This window comes from Ectopseudomonas composti, from assembly GCF_001567565.1.
Taxonomy (GTDB): domain Bacteria; phylum Pseudomonadota; class Gammaproteobacteria; order Pseudomonadales; family Pseudomonadaceae; genus Aquipseudomonas; species Aquipseudomonas composti_A.
On record NZ_LSSW01000022.1, the window covers coordinates 553527 to 570018 of the forward strand.

Sequence of the window (16492 nt, forward strand, 5' to 3'; positions counted from 1 at the left end):
GTAGCCCTACGAGACTCGCCGCAGACTCCGCCCATCCACAAATCCGACTGGCGGAGTCACCCATGGAACAGCAGCACAAGAACATCTGGATATTCCCTCTGGCCCTCGCCGGCGCCCTCGCACTCAGCGGTTGCGATCAGGCCGCGCAGACCCAGGCGCAAATGCCGCCGCCCAAGGTCAGCGTCGCCGAAGTGATCGAACAGCCGATCAATGAGTGGGACGAATTCACCGGCCGCCTGGAAGCCCCACAGTCCGTCGAAATCCGTCCGCGCGTCTCCGGTTACATCGACAAAGTCGCCTTCGACGAAGGCACTCTGGTGAAGAAAGGCGATCTGCTGTTCCAGATCGATCCGCGCCCCTTCCAGGCCGAAGTCAAACGTCTCGAAGCACAGTTGCAGCAGGCCCGCGCCAACCAGGCCCGTGCCGCCAGCGAAGCGCGCCGCGGCGAACGTCTGCGCCAGAGCAACGCCATCTCCGCCGAACTGGCCGATGCTCGCGCCAGTGCCGCCACCGAAGCTCAGGCTCAGGTCGCAGCGATTGCCGCCGAACTGGAAAACGCTCGTCTGAACCTCGGATTCACCCGCATCACCTCTCCCATCGACGGCCGTGTCAGCCGCGCCGAAATCACTCGGGGCAACCTGGTCAGCGCGGGTGAAAGCCTGCTGACTTCGGTGGTGTCCACCGACAAGGTCTATGCCTATTTCGATGCCGACGAGCGCGCCTTCCTCAAGTACACCGAACTGGCCCGTGAAGCCGGCACCGACGCCCGTGGCGCCAGCCCTGTCTACCTTGGCCTGTCCGATGAGACCGATCACCCGCACCTCGGCCAGCTCGACTTTCTCGACAATCAGGTCAACCCGCGCACCGGCACCATCCGTGGTCGTGCGGTGTTCGACAATCAGGACGGCCACTTCACCCCGGGTCTTTACGCTCGCCTGAAGCTGGTGGGCAGCAAGTCCTACGCAGCCACCCTGATCAAGGACGAAGCGGTCGGCACTGATCTCGGCAAGAAGTACGTGCTGGTACTGGGCGATGACAACGCCGTGTCCTATCGCTCCATCGAGCTGGGGCCGAAGCTGGAGGGGCTGCGCATCGTGCGTAGCGGTCTGAGCAAGGGCGAGAAGATCGTCGTCAATGGCCTGCAGCGCGCCATGCCTGGCTCTACCGTCGACCCGCAGTCGGTGTCCATGGCCGATGACAACACCCTTGAGCACCTGGCTCGCATGCGCCAAGCCGTTGATGGCAGCCAGACTCCGCGTATCGCCGCCGAAAAAATCGACGCTCGCTCGCCGCGCGGCTGATCAAGCCTGCGCCTTGAGGACAGACCCATGAATTTCTCGCAATTCTTCATCCAGCGACCGATCTTCGCCGCTGTGCTATCGCTGCTGATCCTGATCAGCGGCGCCATCTCGCTGTTCCAGCTGCCGATCAGCGAATACCCGGAAGTGGTGCCGCCGACCGTGGTGGTACGCGCCAACTTCCCCGGCGCCAACCCCAAGGTGATCGGTGAAACCGTGGCCTCGCCACTGGAGCAGGCCATCGTCGGCGTGGAAGGCATGCTCTACATGTCGTCACAGTCGACCAACGACGGCAAGCTGACCCTGACCGTGACCTTCGCTCTGGGCACCGACCTGGACAACGCCCAGGTGCAGGTACAGAACCGCGTGACCCGCACCATGCCGACCCTGCCCACCGAGGTGCAACGTCTTGGCGTGACCGTGGACAAGGCCTCTCCTGACCTGACCATGGTGGTGCACCTGACCTCGCCGGACAATCGCTACGACATGCTCTACCTGTCCAACTACGCCGCGCTCAACGTCAAGGACGAGCTGGCGCGTCTGCCGGGCGTGGGCGACGTGCAGCTGTTCGGCATGGGCAACTACTCGCTGCGTGTCTGGCTCGATCCGAACAAGGTGGCCTCGCGTGGGCTGACCGCCACCGATGTGGTCAACGCCATCCGTGAGCAGAACCGTCAGGTCGCCGCCGGGGCTCTCGGCGCGCCGCCTTCCGATGCCGGCAACAGCTTCCAGTTGTCGATCAACACCCAGGGCCGTCTGGTCACCGAGGAAGAGTTCGAGAACATCATCATCCGCGCCGGCGAAGACGGCGAGATCACTCACCTGCGTGACATCGCCCGCATCGAACTCGGCTCCAACCAGTATGCCCTGCGCTCGCTGCTGAACAATCAGCCGGCCGTGGCCATCCCGGTATTCCAGCGCCCAGGCTCAAACGCCATCGACATCTCCAACGAGGTGCGGGCGCGCATGGCCGAGTTGAAACAGAGCTTCCCGCAAGGCATGGATTACGAGATCGTCTACGACCCGACCATCTTCGTCCGTGGCTCCATCGAGGCAGTGGTACACACCCTACTCGAAGCCATCGTGCTGGTGGTGCTGGTCGTGATTCTGTTCCTGCAGACCTGGCGCGCCTCGATCATCCCGCTGGCCGCCGTGCCGGTGTCGCTGATCGGCACCTTTGCGGTAATGCACCTGTTCGGCTTCTCGCTCAACGCCCTGTCGCTGTTCGGCCTGGTGCTGGCTATCGGTATCGTGGTGGACGACGCCATCGTCGTGGTGGAGAACGTCGAGCGCAACATCGCTCTGGGCAAGTCACCGGTCGAAGCCACGCGCCAGGCCATGAAAGAAGTGACCGGTCCCATCGTCGCCACCGCGCTGGTGCTGTGCGCGGTGTTCGTGCCGACGGCATTCATCTCCGGCCTCACCGGGCAGTTCTATCAGCAGTTCGCGCTGACCATCGCCATCTCCACGGTGATCTCGGCGATCAACTCGCTGACCCTTTCACCGGCACTGGCTGCCGTGCTGCTCAAGGATCACCACGCGCCCAAGGACGGTTTCTCGCGGCTGCTCGACAAACTGTTCGGCGGCTGGCTGTTCGGCCCGTTCAACCGCGTGTTCGACCGCGCCAGCCATGGCTACGTCGGCACCGTACGCCGCGTGCTGCGTGGCAGCAGCATCGCCATGCTGGTCTATGGCGGCCTGCTGGTGCTCGGCTACCTGGGCTTCTCCAGCACCCCGGCCGGTTTCGTGCCGCAGCAGGACAAGCAGTACCTCGTGGCTTTCGCCCAGTTGCCCGATGCCGCCACGCTCGACCGTACCGAGACGGTGATCAAGCGCATGAGCGAGATCGCCGCCAAATACCCAGGCGTGGAAAACACCGTGTCCTTTCCTGGGCTGTCGATCAACGGCTTCACCAATAGCCCGAACAGCGGCATCGTCTTCGTCACCCTCAAGGACTTCGACCAGCGCAAGGACAAAAGCCTGTCGGCCGGCGCCATCGCGGCCGCACTCAACGGCCAGTTCAGCGAGATCCAGGACGCCTATATCGCCATCTTCCCGCCGCCGCCTGTGCAGGGCCTGGGCACAATCGGCGGCTTCCGTCTGCAGATTCAGGATCGCGGCAACCTGGGCTATGAGGAGCTGTACCTGCAGACCCAGAACATCTTGGGCAAGGCCCGTCAGTTGCCGGAGCTGAACCCGATGTCAGTGTTCACCAGCTATCAGGTCAACGTGCCGCAGGTCGATGCCGCCATCGACCGCGAGAAGGCCAAGACCCACGGCGTGGCCATCAGCGACATCTTCGACACCCTGCAGGTGTACCTGGGCTCGCTGTATGCCAACGACTTCAACCGCTTTGGTCGCACCTATCAGGTCAACGTCCAGGCCGACCAGCAGTTCCGTCTGGAGCCGGAGCAGATCGGCCAGCTCAAGGTGCGCAACAACCGTGGCGAGATGGTGCCGCTGTCGACCTTCGTCAAGGTCGAGGACAGCTCAGGCCCGGATCGGGTGATGCACTACAACGGTTTCCTCACCGCCGAAATCAACGGTGCCGCCGCGCCGGGCTACAGCTCGGGTCAGGCCGAAGCCGCCATCGCCAAATTGCTGGAACAGGAACTGCCCAACGGCATGACCTACGAGTGGACGGACCTGACCTACCAGCAGATCCTCGCCGGCAACACCGCCGTGTTCATCTTCCCGCTTTGCGTGCTGCTGGCCTTCCTGGTGCTGGCTGCCCAGTACGAGAGCTGGAGTCTGCCGCTGGCGGTGATCCTGATCGTGCCGACCGTGCTGCTCTCGGCCATCACCGGGGTGATCCTGGCCGGTAGCGACAACAACATCTTCACTCAGATCGGCCTGATCGTACTGGTGGGCCTGGCGTGCAAGAACGCCATCCTCATCGTCGAGTTCGCCAAGGAGAAACAGGAAGAAGGCCTCGACCGCGTCGCTGCGGTGCTGGAAGCCTGCCGCCTGCGTCTGCGTCCGATCCTGATGACCTCGATCGCCTTCATCATGGGCGTGGTGCCGCTGGTGCTGAGCTCCGGTGCCGGTGCTGAAATGCGCCATGCCATGGGCGTGGCGGTGTTCTCCGGGATGATCGGCGTGACCTTCTTCGGCCTGCTGCTGACGCCGGTGTTCTATGTCCTGATCCGCGCCTTCGTCGAGAAACGCGAAGCCCGCAAAGCCGCCCGCCTGCAGGAGGTGCACGCATGAAAGCCTTTGCCCCCGCTCTCCTGACCCTGGTGCTGTCGGCCTGCGCCGTCGGCCCGGATTACCGAGCACCCGTGACCGATCCTGCGCGCATTGCCGCGATGGAAGCGGCCAATTACGACCGCAGTCGCTTCGAAGCCGCCTGGTGGCAGCAGTTCGACGACCCGACGCTGAATCAGTTGGTGCAGCGCTCATTGCAAAACAACCGTGAACTGCGCGTGGCTTTCAACCGCCTGCGCGCGGCGCGTTCGATTCGCGATGACGTGGCCAACGACCGTTTCCCCACTGTCACCAGCCGTGCCAGTGGCGAATTCGGCAAGGCGCAGCAGCCGCCGACCACGGACGAGCGGGTTCGTCAGGAACGCTACGACCTTGGTCTGGACATGGCCTGGGAGTTGGATCTGTTCGGCCGTATCCAGCGTCAGCTGGAGGCCAGTGAGGCACGCATCGAACTGGCCGAGGCCGACTACTACCAGCTGCAGGTCAGCCTGATCGCCGAGCTGGTCGACGCCTACGGCACCCTGCGCGGCGCACAGCTGCGCGAAAGCATCGCCCGCGAGAACCTGAAGAACCAGCAGGCCTCGCGCGCCATCACCGAGCAATTGCGTGACGCCGGCGTCGGTAACGAACTGGATGTGCTGCGCGCCGATGCACGCCTCGCCGCCACCGAAGCCAGTCTGCCGCAACTGCAGGCGCAGCAGGTACGCGCGCAGAATCGCATCGCCACGCTGCTTGGCCAGCGGCCGGAGCAGTTGCAGGTGGATCTGGCGCCCAAGCCACTGCCGGTGATCGCCAAAGCGCTACCGATTGGCAACCCGGCCGAACTGCTGCGCCGCCGCCCGGATATCCAGGCGGCCGAGCGCCAGCTGGCCGCGGCCACGGCGCAAGTGGGCGTGGCCACGGCGGATCTGTTTCCGCGTGTCAGTCTCTCCGGGTTCCTTGGCTTCACCGCTGGGCGCGGCTCGCAACTGGGCGCATCGGCTGCCCGCGCCTGGGGCGTAGCGCCGAGTATCACCTGGGCGGCTTTCGACCTGGGCAGCGTTCGCGCACGTCTGCGCGGCGCCGAAGCCGAAGCCGACGGCGCCCTGGCGCAGTACGAGCAACAGGTACTGCTGGCGCTGGAGGAGTCGGAAAATGCCTTCAGCGACTACGCCAAACGCCAGCAACGCCTGGTGGCGCTGGTGCGCCAGGCCGAAGCCAGCCGTGCAGCGGCTGACCAGGCCGCGATCCGCTACCGCGAAGGCACGGTGGATTTCCTTGTGCTGCTCGATGCCGAGCGTGAGCGCCTGGCCGCCGAAGACGCCCAGGCCTCGGCGGAAGTCGAGCTCTACAGCGGCATCGTGGCGATCTACAAGGCGCTCGGCGGCGGCTGGCAGCCGCCAGCTTGAGCCCTCCCCTTCGATTGGCAGCTGCTTCCAATCGAAGGGGACGTATACATGTACGTTGTTCGAATCACTGCCTGGCTGGCAGCCCTGACCAGCCAGGCAGCAGTCATCAAGACTGCGGCATGGCGAGATAAGCAATCAAACTTTCACAACAGCCGCCACACATCGGATTGCGGGGATTTAACTTGCCTTGCAGATGACATCGACTATAACTTCCCCATCGCGCCATTACTTACATAGCCAATAACTATTAAAACACTTCGCTTATGACTCGCAGGTATTTTAAGTGCACACTTTCGTGCACGACCGTACCGAATTAAGCGGTGAATATTAAGTGCTTCGATAGGTGAACTGCAAAGCAGTCACCATGCCAAGAAACAACCTGCGAGCGCTGTTCCTGTCCGTCAAGGGCAAAGGAGTTCGTATGCTGGGTTCGCTTGACCACCCTAGACGTCTGTTGATCGTAGAACCTGTAAGCGACTGTGAACAACTCATTCCCGAGCTGCGAAGAAACAAGTGGCTGGTGGACCAGGCAGATCTAAGTAGCAAAGTCGAACCGGTATATGATGTGTGCGTGATTTGTCTGCAAACGCACCACCTGGATTATCTGGAACGTATAAAGCAACAGATTCGCGACAGCCAGACCGAATGGATAGCAGTAATGAGTGACGACCTGCGTCGTAATACGGACCTGGCAAACTTCATATATGAATGGTTCTTCGACTTTCACACGCTGCCTTTCGATTCATACCGCCTGCATTGCACATTGGGCCGCGCTTCGGGCATGGCCCGTCTCTATCGCCGTATCACTACCCCGCCGCCGGTAACGGCCGGAGAGTTATTGATCGGGCAGAGCCAGTCGACACGAGAGCTGCGTCATCTGATCGACAAGATTGCCCCAAGTGATGCCTCGGTTTTGATCACCGGTGAAAGCGGCACGGGTAAGGAGCTGGTGGCGCGCCGTCTGCACAACCAGTCTCGGCGGGCCAGTGGCCCTTTCGTGGCGATCAACTGTGGGGCCATTTCCGAGCAGTTGATCCACTCCGAGCTGTTCGGTCATGAGAAGGGTGCATTCACCGGAGCCAGTCAACGCAAGATTGGTCGCATCGAATCAGCGCAGGGCGGTACCTTGTTTCTCGACGAGATAGGTGACCTGCCGCTGGAGATGCAGGCAAACCTGCTGCGTTTCCTCCAGGAAATGACCTACGAGAGGGTCGGTTCCAGCAAAAGCATGGCAGCCGATGTACGGGTGCTGGCCGCGACCCATGTCGACCTCGAGGCGGCCATCAGTGCCGGGCGGTTTCGCGAGGATCTCTATTACCGCCTCAATGTATTGCAGATACAGACGACCCCCCTGCGCTTGCGCAAGGAAGACATCGCCTTGTTCGTCGAATATTTTTCTCGCCAGTACGCTGGCGAGATAGGCCGTCGCCCACGCAAGTTCAGTGGCGGCGCCATGACTGCGCTGATGAGCCACAGCTGGCCTGGAAACGTGCGGGAGCTGGCCAATCGCGTCAGGCGTGCTCAGGTTCTGGCCGAGGGGCGCCAGATCGAAACAGCGGATATCGGTCTGGTTGCCACTCCCTCCGCCCCCTGCCGACCGCTGGACGACTACCTGCTAAGCGCCGAACGCCAGGCGCTCGAAGATGCCCTGATGCATTACTCGACCAACATGAGCAACGCCGCGCGCTCCCTGGGGGTGTCGCGGCCGACCTTCTACCGACTGCTGCATAAGCACCAACTACGCTGACACTGCGGATCAGAAGTAGTAAGGGAACTTGATGCTGAACGAGAAATCCGGCGCATCGGGTGTCAGTCCGATCGACAGGTTGGGCACGATGGTCAGCTTGTCACTCGCGGCGAAGGTCATGCCTATGTTGAAGTAGGCGGCGTTGGCATCGCTACCGGTGATGGTCTGCCAGCCCTGCCCTTCAGGTTTGATCTTGCTCCGCTGGCTGATCAGCTCACTGAACGACATCGACATGCTCGCCCGCTCATTGAGGGCGAACGCCACACCCAGGCCAAACTGAAACCAATTGCCCAGATCCACCTTACCCGGCACCTTTACCCCGCGCTGCGGGCTGATGTCGTCAAAGCTTTCTTCAAAGTTGTAGGTGTAGGAGAAATTGCCGAACACCACGGTGGGGTCGAGGGTCTTGACCAGCGTGATACCGGGGGTGATGGACCACACACCATTACCCGTCGGCAGGTCCTCCGGGATGCTCAGGTTGTCGTTCCCTGCCACGCGATCGAGTTTTATCCCATAGGGTTCAACGCCGGTCGGCGCCTTGGCCCTCAAACTCAAGACGACATCCGGCGTACCTTCCCCTTCATCCAGCAGTTTGTAAGCGATGCCCACGTTGATGTCTCCGAGCCTTGCATCGCCCGTTACGGTCGCCTCGCTGACCGAGGTGCTGGAGCCGCCGGCTCCGGCCGACTGATAGGTACTTTCCCGATAGATCCACGGCGTATTGATGTCCAGCTGCCAACGCTGCGCCCAGTTGTAGCGGCCGGTCAGGTCGAACGTGAAGGTGTCGGCATTGATCTGATCAACACCGATATTGCCCAGGAAGATCGCATCCAGCGCCAGAAAGCCGTTGAGAAACAGCTGGCGTGAATCGTAGTGGCTGTAGGTAATTCCCGGCTCGATACTGAAGGTGCCGCCGCCGAAGAAACCACTGGCTTCCTGGTACAGGTTCTCCACGCTCGCGGGCGGCTCGGCGTTGTCTTTCAAGGCGGTTCCATAGCCGGCGGAGGTTCCGGCGCTGGCCACCTGAGGGTTGCGTGACAGCGGCGCCGCCCCGCCACCTGCCGCAGCCGCCCTGCCCTCGATCTGACGCAGGCGCTGTTCAAGAACCATCAGCGCATTCTGCTGCGTCTGATAATTGGCTCGCAGCGTTTGCAGTTCCTTCTGCAGAGCCTCGACCTGGGCGTCGTCGGCCGCGACGGCCGGCAGACTGGAACACAAGCTCATACTGAACGTGACGATGACGCCATATGCTCGGCGCATATACCGGATCCTTGTGCCGCATGGGCACCTGTCTCAGTAGCCGTGAGGGCGCAAGGCCCGAATTTGTTCGATGCAGTTCTCGAGGTTGAGGTTGCGCGGGTTGTCACGCAGCGCGACGTTCAGGGCCGCCAGATTCCGCACATCGTTCAGGGTGCCGGTGATATTGGCGTGCTGGGCCACACCTCCACCGATCTGCTGACTACTGGAACCCTGCCCCTGGCTGGCATTCAGAGCGATGCTGATACCGCCAGCGCGAGCGCTGACGCGAACCAGTCCAGCGGCATTGCTGAAGTCCTGACTACCGCTCCAGGGTTGTGCATCGGGGTCGACCGGCGTTTCGCCACCGCCCGTCGTGATCCGTAGCCGCAGATCATTGAGCCCGGCATTGAGGTCACCGGCCGTACGCACGCTTTGCACGATGCCCTGCACGTTATCCAGGCCAGCACCGCCAGTGATGGTGCCGCTGCCGGTGACGACGCTGCCGTTGCCAGCGCCGGACGAGCTGATCTGCCTGACGTAGAGCGACGGCTGTATCTGACCATTGGTAACGTTCAGTGCGACCTGCGCGCCAATGACCTGGCCCGCACCGTTCTGCCAGGTTGAAGTCATCACCACACCGAAGCTGATGATGCGGTCCGGCAATACATAACGACCGCGCATTTGTGCCAGTTCCTGATCGCTGACCTCTGCGGGCTGGAACAGGGTGCTGGCTCCTACCGGCAAGCTGGCGGCGAGGATGCTCGCCGCTAGCCATAGTTTGCTGTGCATGACCAACCTCCTGGGCGCAGGGCCCTAGTTGGTTAAAAGAAGTCACTCTGGATGAAGCCGAACTCCATCAGTTCGGCGTCCTTGACGGGACTGAAATGATCGATGCGATGTTTCGCCGTCAGCGGTTCGGGCGGCGTCAGCAGCGCATTCTCGCGGTCGTAGCCGGGGCCGATCAGGGCAAAAACGATACCGTTCCAGCCCTTGCCGAACTCGCTGAGCGCCATCTTCTTGTGCCCTAGCACCGGGTCGCCGATGTAGACGTAGCCCCGGTAGGTACGCTGCAGCACGACGAAGTGCTTGTATCCGCGGACATCGAGCAAGACGATGGCGGGAATCTTGATGCTGTCCAACTGCTCGGCGGCAACGCGGTAGCCACGCGCCCTCAGCCCCAGCGTGGCGGCGTAGTTCTTCATGTCGAGCATGGAAAACCCTTGAGTGCGTACCAGGTCGGCGTCCGCACTGGCCAGCATGCCCCTGATCACGTCCTCTTCGCGCAGCGCCAAGCCGTAGGCCTGGTTGAGGATCGTCGCCATGGCCGCCGCACCGCAGCTGAAATCGGTTTGCTGTTCGACCAGATTGGAAAACCGCCGCTCACGGATGCTCTCCACCTGTATATGGGCCAAACCACCATTGGGCAGCACGGCAAGGCGTAGCTCTGCTGCGCCGGCCAGCGAACAGAAAGCGCAACACAGGCAGCAGATGAACCGTCGCGATCTGGAGCCGAACATGGTGCCTCCAGCAAAAGGAGGCGGCGCTATCGAGAGAAAACGGCAGCGCCGCCATTTGCTCTACTGAGCTACACAGGCATTGCACCCGGCGGCAATCGCCAGGCTGTTGCTCTGCTGATTGCCGCCACCGGCGGCGATGTTGACGCCCACGTTGCCCGAGACATTGGCCAGCGAGCCGCTCAAGCTGGCGTTATTGACCACCGGGGTCTGTGGGGTATGCGGGTTATAACCGCCACCACCGCCGAATCCGAATCCGCTGGCGACAGTGGGCAGGGCTGAATCGACCTCGAACACGTCGCCAAGCTTGTTCTCCGTCTCGTTGCCGCTGGAGGTCTGCGTAATGGTCGACGCCGCAGTGGCGACCAGGGCGTTTTCCGACGCCGCGATCGACATGTCGTTCTTCTGTTGGTTGTAGTTGCCGGCCGCGACGTTGATCGCGACGTTGCCGGTCGCATCATTGGCGCTGTCCAGCACGCTGGCATTGTTGGGGTTGCCGTAGTTGGTCAGGGTGTTGTCGTAAGCCTGCTGGTCCACACCAATGCTGGCGCTGGCGCTGCTGGAGGCGAGGCCACCGAAAACGAACGCGGCATCGGCGGTCGCAATGGCTGCGGCATTGGCCTGCTGGTTGTTGTCACCGGCGGCGACGTTGACACCGACGTTACCCGCTGCGCCTTCCAGCGACCCATCAATACCGGCCGTGTTCTTGGTCTCGTTGTTGATCACGTCGTTATTGTGGTTGATCTGCGTGTCGTCGACGCTCGCGCTGGCGCCATTGGGATTACCGTAACCACCTCCGAAGCCATCGGCCTGAACAGCGGTTGCCAACATCGCGGCCAGGGCAAATGCCAGAGGGCTTAGCCGTACTGAGTGTTTCATGGTGTTCTCCTTGCGGTTTTGGGAGTTGACCTTTGTTGCGGCAGGGCTCAATCCACCACCCTGATGCTGAGGTGATTGGCAGAACGGTTGCCAATCCCAGCACTCTGGTTCAACTGCACCACGCCACGGCTACCGGCAAAGGCCTCGTTGCTCATGTCAACACGACGCTCGCCATCCAGGGTGGGTACGGTTGAAGCTGAATCGTTGGGGCGCGTTACGCTCTGGGCAAGAACGCTGTCATCCAGGCTCTGCGGCGCGGCAATCAGCGCCACGCTTGCAGAATTGACCTGCTGGTTGGCGATGCCAGCGGCCTGGTTGATGCCGACAATGCCGCTGCCATTGCTGAAGGAGTCCCCCGTGATGGAGGCTTGGGCATCGAGTGGTGAGGAGCGCTGCAGCAGGTTTTCCTGCCGTTGCACGACGGTGTTCGTCGCCACGCCAGCGCCCCCCACAGCGAGGGCACGACTGTTTGCCTGCTGCTGCAGATGGCCCGCCGCCTGGTTGACCGTCAGATTGCCCTGGTAGGCCTGGCCACTGGCGTCGATGTTGGCGTTCATGCTGTCGGCCTCGGCCGACAGGCTGAGCAGCAGCGCCATGGAAAACAGCAAAGGCTTGTGCATCTCAGCGCCCTCCTATGCTCTGCAATGGGCGCAAACCTTGTTGCACGCTGCGATTGACCTGATCGGCGATGCCGTTGCTGCGGGCGCCTCCTGAATGGCCTGCGCCGAGAACGGGAATGCCCTGATGCGAAGCTGCGGGAATCGATGTGCCAAGGCTGCCCTGGAGCAACCGCTGAGGCAGTGCCAGGCCGCTGGAAACGCCGGCGAAATCACTGTCACCGAGCTCGCCGGTAACCCCGCTGGCAATCGCGCCGGGATTGACCACACGCGGATGTGGATCAGCAACGATAGGATTGACCGTGGCCACGCGCGGCTGCACATCGCGGCTGATGACCACGTCGCCCTCGCCGGCCTGGGCTACACCCGTCAGCACGGTCATCAAGATCCATATGCGGCAATCCAGCTTCATGCTCGGCATCCTCTGAATGGGGCGCTCAACGAACGCACCGCTTCAATGGCAAAGCATGGCTTGGGCCAAAATAAATTTATTCTTTTATAACAATCACTTAACCGAAATACTTAGACGCCGCGAACCTGTTTTGTTAAGCCTCTGAGACAGTTCCGGCGGCACAGAACACCTGATAAACGCGTCGCGAGCGCTCAAGCAAGAGGGTTTCTGCGCAAAGGGTGAGAGTGTTAAGCATCTGAGGCAGATCGAGACGACGCGGCGCCCTGCTCGGGCCGACTGCATCCATTGAAGCCTGGCATTGTCGCCCCCCTTCGCAGGCAAGCGAGGCGCCTGGCTAGCCGCTCTCAACGCGATTACGCCCCTGCGCCTTGGCGCGATAGAGCGCGGTATCGGCACGCTGTACCAGCGTCTGCAAAGGAAGCTCTGCATCGGCCTGCATGGCCGTTACACCGACGCTGACACTTATGTGGCCAAGGGGTGAGCGTATATGCGGCAACGCCAGCGCTGCCACTGACCGAACCAGCGTCTGCGCCATGTCCTGTGCACTGGCCAGGCTGGTGGCGGGCGCCAGGAAAACGAACTCCTCGCCGCCATAGCGTGCCACCAGATCGCTGGAGCGGCTGATGGTCTTGGCCAGCGTGTGCGCGACCTGTTGCAGGCAGCTGTCACCTGCCAGATGCCCGTAATGGTCGTTGTAAGCCTTGAACCAGTCGACATCCACAACCGCCAGAGCCAGCGACTCGCCTGCTCGCTGGGCGCGCTTCCACTCCTTGGCCAGTACCTCGTCGAAATGACGACGATTGGCGATGCCGGTGAGCGCATCGGTCAGGCTCAGGGTTTCCAGTCGACTGTTGAGCACCTGCAACTCCTGGGTGCGCTCGGCTACCCGTTCCTCCAGCTCGCGCTCGGAGCGCTGCAGGCTTTGCACCAGCTGCTCCTGCGTCTGCAACAACCTGGTCTGCGCCTGGAGCTTTTCCTGGCGTATGACGTTGATGCGGTCGGCCAGGGCGAAGGCCAGCAACAGCATCTCCAGCGACGAACCGATCTGCAGACCGTCCACGGTAAAGGCATTGGTCGGCAAGATGCCCATGGCGCGCAGGCTCGTGGTCGCCCCACCGAGAATCAGCAGGCCGAAGGCTGCGAGAAAGAAGTAGGCACTGCGTTGCCGTTTGAGGGCGCAGGCCAAAGCCACCCCCAGCATGACGAAGGCCGTCAGCAGATTGATCACGATGGCCACGCGTGACACCTGTGGCAACGCGGCGGCATAGATCAGCGGGGAAACCAGGTACAGCGCTACCAGCACCAGCAAGCCGCGGTCGATCCGTGGCAGTAGAGAGGCGGTCTGCAACATGCTGCGCATGAACAGCAACATGCCGCTCAGCGCCAGCGATGCTCCTGAGTAATAAGCCACGTTGGAGTTGAGCGGTATGCCGAACAACATCCAGTCCGGTGCCATGCCGTTCTTGACCGTCAAGGCGCACACCGCGCACAGCACGAAGGTCACATAGAGCAGGTAGATGCGTTCACGCAGGGCGATGAACAGCATCAGGTTGAACAGGATCATCGCGACGGCGATGCCCACGTAACCGGCGCGCGCCATGTAATCCTCGCGCTCGTATGCCTGAAAACCTTCGACCGACCAGAGCTGCAGCGGCACCAGCAGGCCGATGCTCGATTCGACTCGCAGATAGACCATCTGCTGCGAATGCGCAGGCAGATGCAGGGGGAAGACGAAGTTGCGGTTGTCGTAGGCCTTGCTGGTTTGCGGGCGATCCGCCCCGGTGCGCCAGATGCGATAGCTACCCTGCCCGTCCGGCAGGTAGGCATCGACCTGGGAGATGCGCGGGTTGTCCACCACCAGCAAACGGGTCAGCGCCTGCTCGCTGGAATTGCCGATGCCCAGGCGAAACCAGTAGGCCGAACGGGTGAAGCCCAAGGCGAACGACGCACTGTCGACTTGCTCGGTGCGAAATCGCTGCGCGACCTCGACAGACCTGACATCCGCCAACGTCAGTGTTCGCGAAGGATCCTCCAGCAAACCGACATGGGGCGTCAGCGCCAACGGTTCCTTGTCCAGCACCGCAGCATCGAGCTGGCGAACACCGGCCCAGGTCGACGAAGCGAATATCGACAGGCCAAGCAGTAGCCAGAGGATGAGCCGAAAGCGCTGATGAGTGTTCATGCGGGGTATCGACTGGGGTCCGAGTGGCGCCTGCTCGCGGGTGATCACAGGATGCCGAGTCTACAGACAAGTCTGATGCAGCCAAAGTGCCATGAAGGATCAGAGCAGCGCCTGACCGATCATTGCCGCCAACGCCAGCAGGCAAGCCAGCCCTGCCCCGTAGGCCAGGGTCCGCCATGGTTGCCAGCCCCCCAGATACGCCAACGTATGCGCGGCGCGGGCGGCGGTGAATATGCAGAACAGCAACCCCGTCAGTTCGTCCGGCGTTCGCAGCACCACAGCCAGCGCGCCAAGCACGAAGAACAGCGGAATATTTTCCAGGTCGTTGGCCCAGGCTTGGCCAGCACGCCGCACCTGAGGCAGGTCCTGCGCGCGCGCAGCACGCCCAACGAACGCCGCATCCTCGGTATTGGCGAAGGCTCGATACCTGATGCGCAAGTAACCCTGGTAGCAGGATATCGCCAACATCTTCATAAACAGCACCAGCACGCACAGGCTATACAGCTGCAGGAGGCCGCTCACACCCGCTGCGCCATCGGGCGCTGGCGCCAAAATCCCTCTACCACCATGTAGGCCAGCGGTCCGATGGAGGCGAACACCGCGGTGAGCACCAGGTACGGCAGAATTGACAGCAGCGAACGGCCTTTGCTCCTTGCATCCCGGTACATCCAGAGCGCCGCCATGGCGGCCAGCAGGTAGAGGTCGATGACCAGCTGCGCGGTGTCGGGCCGTGACAGCAGCTCCAGGCCGAAGGCCAGCAGGGACTGTTCGGCTACTGCCATGCACCAGGCGGTATAGAGCGAAAACGCCAGCAAGGCGACGAGTGCGAGATAAGGTCTGTTCATCGGCGGTTCCTGATCGGTGAGGCGAGCACGGTAGGTTCTGTACGAAAAGTGCCTGCGCTGGTTAGAACGGATTCGGAATGCTCATTTGCAGCGCGTAAACTGCGCACCCTCACCCGTTCTTGCCTTGCCTGACCTGCGCTCGACGACTTTGCCTACAGAGCCTAGTGATAGGCTCGCCCTTGGTTCAATGACCTGTCAGGTCATAGACATCGCCTCAGCCGAACTGCCAGAGTCTGTGCATGAATGCTCATCTGCCACCTCACACGCACACCGCCACACCCGCCGGCCAACAATTGCGTCAGTTACGCCGCCAGGTAGGCCTCAGCCAGCTCGACCTGGCGCTGATCACCGGCATCTCCCAACGCCACCTCAGTTGCATCGAAACCGGGCGAGCCAGACCCAGCCCCGCCACACTGCATGCCCTGCTGATGGCGCTGGACGCCCCGCTAGAGCAGTGCAACAACCTGTTCCTGGCCGCTGGCTATGCGCCGCGCTATGGCGCCTTGCCGCTCACTTCGCCATCTTTGGAGGCCATTCGCGGCGCCATCGGCCATGTGCTGCAGGCCAACAACCCCGCACCGGCGATCGTCCTCGGCAGCCAGTGGCAGGTCATGGCCGCCAACGCCAGCACGGCTGCTCTGTTCGCTCTGCTGGGCTTGCCAGTCGATGCCGCCGATGACCTCAACCTGTTGGTGACCCTGCTACAGCCAGGTGGCCTGGGCGACCATCTGCTCAACGCCGACGAAATTCGTGCGCTCGCCTGGCAGCGCGCCTTCCGTGAAGCGCTGGAAAATCCCGAGTTGGCCGCCTTGTTGGCAGGCTTGCCGAAACCGTCGGGCCTGGCAGTGCTGGGCAACCAAGCGCCTCCGCTGGTGATGACCCGCATCGACTCACCCGAGGGCGAATTGAGCTTTCTCTCCACCTTCACCACCTTTGGCATGCCACTGGACATCACGGTGGCCTCGCTGCGTATCGAACACCTGATCCCGGCTGACCCGCACACCTGGCAGGTCATGACCCAGGCCTACGAGCACAGCATGAGAACCTCGGCAAGCGTGGGCTGAGCGCCTGAAACGCTACGCGGGTTGCCGCTGGCGGTGGATCGAAGGGCTACGCACGCTCTCTACCAACAGATAGACTGCCTGCCGAGCCGCCAGGGACATG

Annotated in this window: 14 protein-coding genes; 5 read left to right on the forward strand and 9 right to left on the reverse strand. The window is 62.2% G+C overall.

Translation table 11 applies throughout. The annotated features are described in order from the left end of the window. Positions 1-62 precede the first annotated feature (62 nt). The 4 genes from mexE (at position 63) to PCLY_RS11755 (ending at position 7640) form a co-directional block, all read left to right on the forward strand. Positions 63-1301 carry a multidrug efflux RND transporter periplasmic adaptor subunit MexE gene (mexE, locus tag PCLY_RS11740; RefSeq protein WP_061239442.1) on the forward strand — a complete coding sequence of 413 codons (1239 nt, stop codon included), beginning with the start codon at positions 63-65 and terminating at the stop codon, positions 1299-1301. Between the two features lie 27 nt (positions 1302-1328). Then, positions 1329-4508 (forward strand): efflux RND transporter permease subunit, encoded by a 3180-nt coding sequence (locus PCLY_RS11745; protein ID WP_061239444.1) that lies wholly within the window; start codon positions 1329-1331, stop codon positions 4506-4508. Beyond that, entirely contained in the window at positions 4505-5893 is a 1389-nt protein-coding gene (locus PCLY_RS11750; protein WP_061239446.1) for an efflux transporter outer membrane subunit, read from the forward strand. Before PCLY_RS11745 ends, PCLY_RS11750 begins: the two co-directional genes overlap by 4 nt. A 421-nt stretch (positions 5894-6314) precedes the next feature. Beyond that, positions 6315-7640, forward strand: coding sequence for a sigma-54 dependent transcriptional regulator (locus PCLY_RS11755; protein ID WP_061239448.1), 1326 nt, complete (start codon positions 6315-6317; stop codon positions 7638-7640). Positions 7641-7649: 9 nt separating this feature from the next. On the opposite strand, the gene PCLY_RS11760 is transcribed toward PCLY_RS11755, so the two are convergent. The 9 genes from PCLY_RS11760 to PCLY_RS11800 all read right to left on the reverse strand — a co-directional run bounded on the left by PCLY_RS11760 (position 7650) and on the right by PCLY_RS11800 (position 15328). Then, positions 7650-8900 (reverse strand): hypothetical protein, encoded by a 1251-nt coding sequence (locus PCLY_RS11760; protein ID WP_061239450.1) that lies wholly within the window; start codon positions 8898-8900, stop codon positions 7650-7652. A gap of 33 nt (positions 8901-8933) precedes the next feature. Next, positions 8934-9668, reverse strand: a complete 735-nt coding sequence (locus PCLY_RS11765) for a hypothetical protein (protein ID WP_061239451.1) — start codon at positions 9666-9668, stop codon at positions 8934-8936. A gap of 32 nt (positions 9669-9700) precedes the next feature. Then, positions 9701-10396, reverse strand: coding sequence for a C39 family peptidase (locus PCLY_RS11770; protein WP_061239453.1), 696 nt, complete (start codon positions 10394-10396; stop codon positions 9701-9703). Positions 10397-10456: 60 nt separating this feature from the next. Continuing rightward, the gene (locus tag PCLY_RS11775; protein WP_061239455.1) at positions 10457-11272 is read right to left on the reverse strand and encodes a hypothetical protein; all 816 of its coding nucleotides are present in this window, start codon (positions 11270-11272) and stop codon (positions 10457-10459) included. Positions 11273-11319: 47 nt separating this feature from the next. After that, entirely contained in the window at positions 11320-11892 is a 573-nt protein-coding gene (locus tag PCLY_RS11780; RefSeq protein ID WP_061239457.1) for a hypothetical protein, read from the reverse strand. 1 nt (position 11893) lies between these two features. Next, positions 11894-12301, reverse strand: a complete 408-nt coding sequence (locus PCLY_RS11785; protein ID WP_061239459.1) for a hypothetical protein — start codon at positions 12299-12301, stop codon at positions 11894-11896. Between the two features lie 334 nt (positions 12302-12635). Next, complete coding sequence (locus PCLY_RS11790) at positions 12636-14483, reverse strand: sensor domain-containing diguanylate cyclase (protein ID WP_061239461.1); 1848 nt, start codon at positions 14481-14483, stop codon at positions 12636-12638. A gap of 99 nt (positions 14484-14582) precedes the next feature. Further along, positions 14583-15005, reverse strand: coding sequence for an MAPEG family protein (locus PCLY_RS11795; protein WP_061239463.1), 423 nt, complete (start codon positions 15003-15005; stop codon positions 14583-14585). Further along, positions 15002-15328 carry a hypothetical protein gene (locus tag PCLY_RS11800; protein ID WP_061239465.1) on the reverse strand — a complete coding sequence of 109 codons (327 nt, stop codon included), beginning with the start codon at positions 15326-15328 and terminating at the stop codon, positions 15002-15004. Before PCLY_RS11800 ends, PCLY_RS11795 begins: the two co-directional genes overlap by 4 nt. Positions 15329-15567: 239 nt before the next feature. Between PCLY_RS11800 and PCLY_RS11805 the strand changes: the two genes are divergently transcribed. Further along, entirely contained in the window at positions 15568-16392 is an 825-nt protein-coding gene (locus tag PCLY_RS11805; RefSeq protein ID WP_061239467.1) for a helix-turn-helix domain-containing protein, read from the forward strand. The last annotated feature ends 100 nt before the right edge of the window (positions 16393-16492 follow it).

Coding starts and splice junctions, on each gene's coding strand:
- PCLY_RS11805 (WP_061239467.1), top strand. CDS start 15,568: ATGAATGCTCATCTGCCACCTCACACGCACACCGCCACACCCGCCGGC.
- PCLY_RS11745 (WP_061239444.1), top strand. CDS start 1,329: ATGAATTTCTCGCAATTCTTCATCCAGCGACCGATCTTCGCCGCTGTG.
- PCLY_RS11780 (WP_061239457.1), bottom strand. CDS start 11,892: ATGCACAAGCCTTTGCTGTTTTCCATGGCGCTGCTGCTCAGCCTGTCG.
- PCLY_RS11750 (WP_061239446.1), top strand. CDS start 4,505: ATGAAAGCCTTTGCCCCCGCTCTCCTGACCCTGGTGCTGTCGGCCTGC.
- PCLY_RS11760 (WP_061239450.1), bottom strand. CDS start 8,900: ATGCGCCGAGCATATGGCGTCATCGTCACGTTCAGTATGAGCTTGTGT.
- PCLY_RS11775 (WP_061239455.1), bottom strand. CDS start 11,272: ATGAAACACTCAGTACGGCTAAGCCCTCTGGCATTTGCCCTGGCCGCG.
- PCLY_RS11755 (WP_061239448.1), top strand. CDS start 6,315: ATGCTGGGTTCGCTTGACCACCCTAGACGTCTGTTGATCGTAGAACCT.
- PCLY_RS11770 (WP_061239453.1), bottom strand. CDS start 10,396: ATGTTCGGCTCCAGATCGCGACGGTTCATCTGCTGCCTGTGTTGCGCT.
- mexE (WP_061239442.1), top strand. CDS start 63: ATGGAACAGCAGCACAAGAACATCTGGATATTCCCTCTGGCCCTCGCC.
- PCLY_RS11785 (WP_061239459.1), bottom strand. CDS start 12,301: ATGAAGCTGGATTGCCGCATATGGATCTTGATGACCGTGCTGACGGGT.
- PCLY_RS11790 (WP_061239461.1), bottom strand. CDS start 14,483: ATGAACACTCATCAGCGCTTTCGGCTCATCCTCTGGCTACTGCTTGGC.
- PCLY_RS11800 (WP_061239465.1), bottom strand. CDS start 15,328: ATGAACAGACCTTATCTCGCACTCGTCGCCTTGCTGGCGTTTTCGCTC.
- PCLY_RS11765 (WP_061239451.1), bottom strand. CDS start 9,668: ATGCACAGCAAACTATGGCTAGCGGCGAGCATCCTCGCCGCCAGCTTG.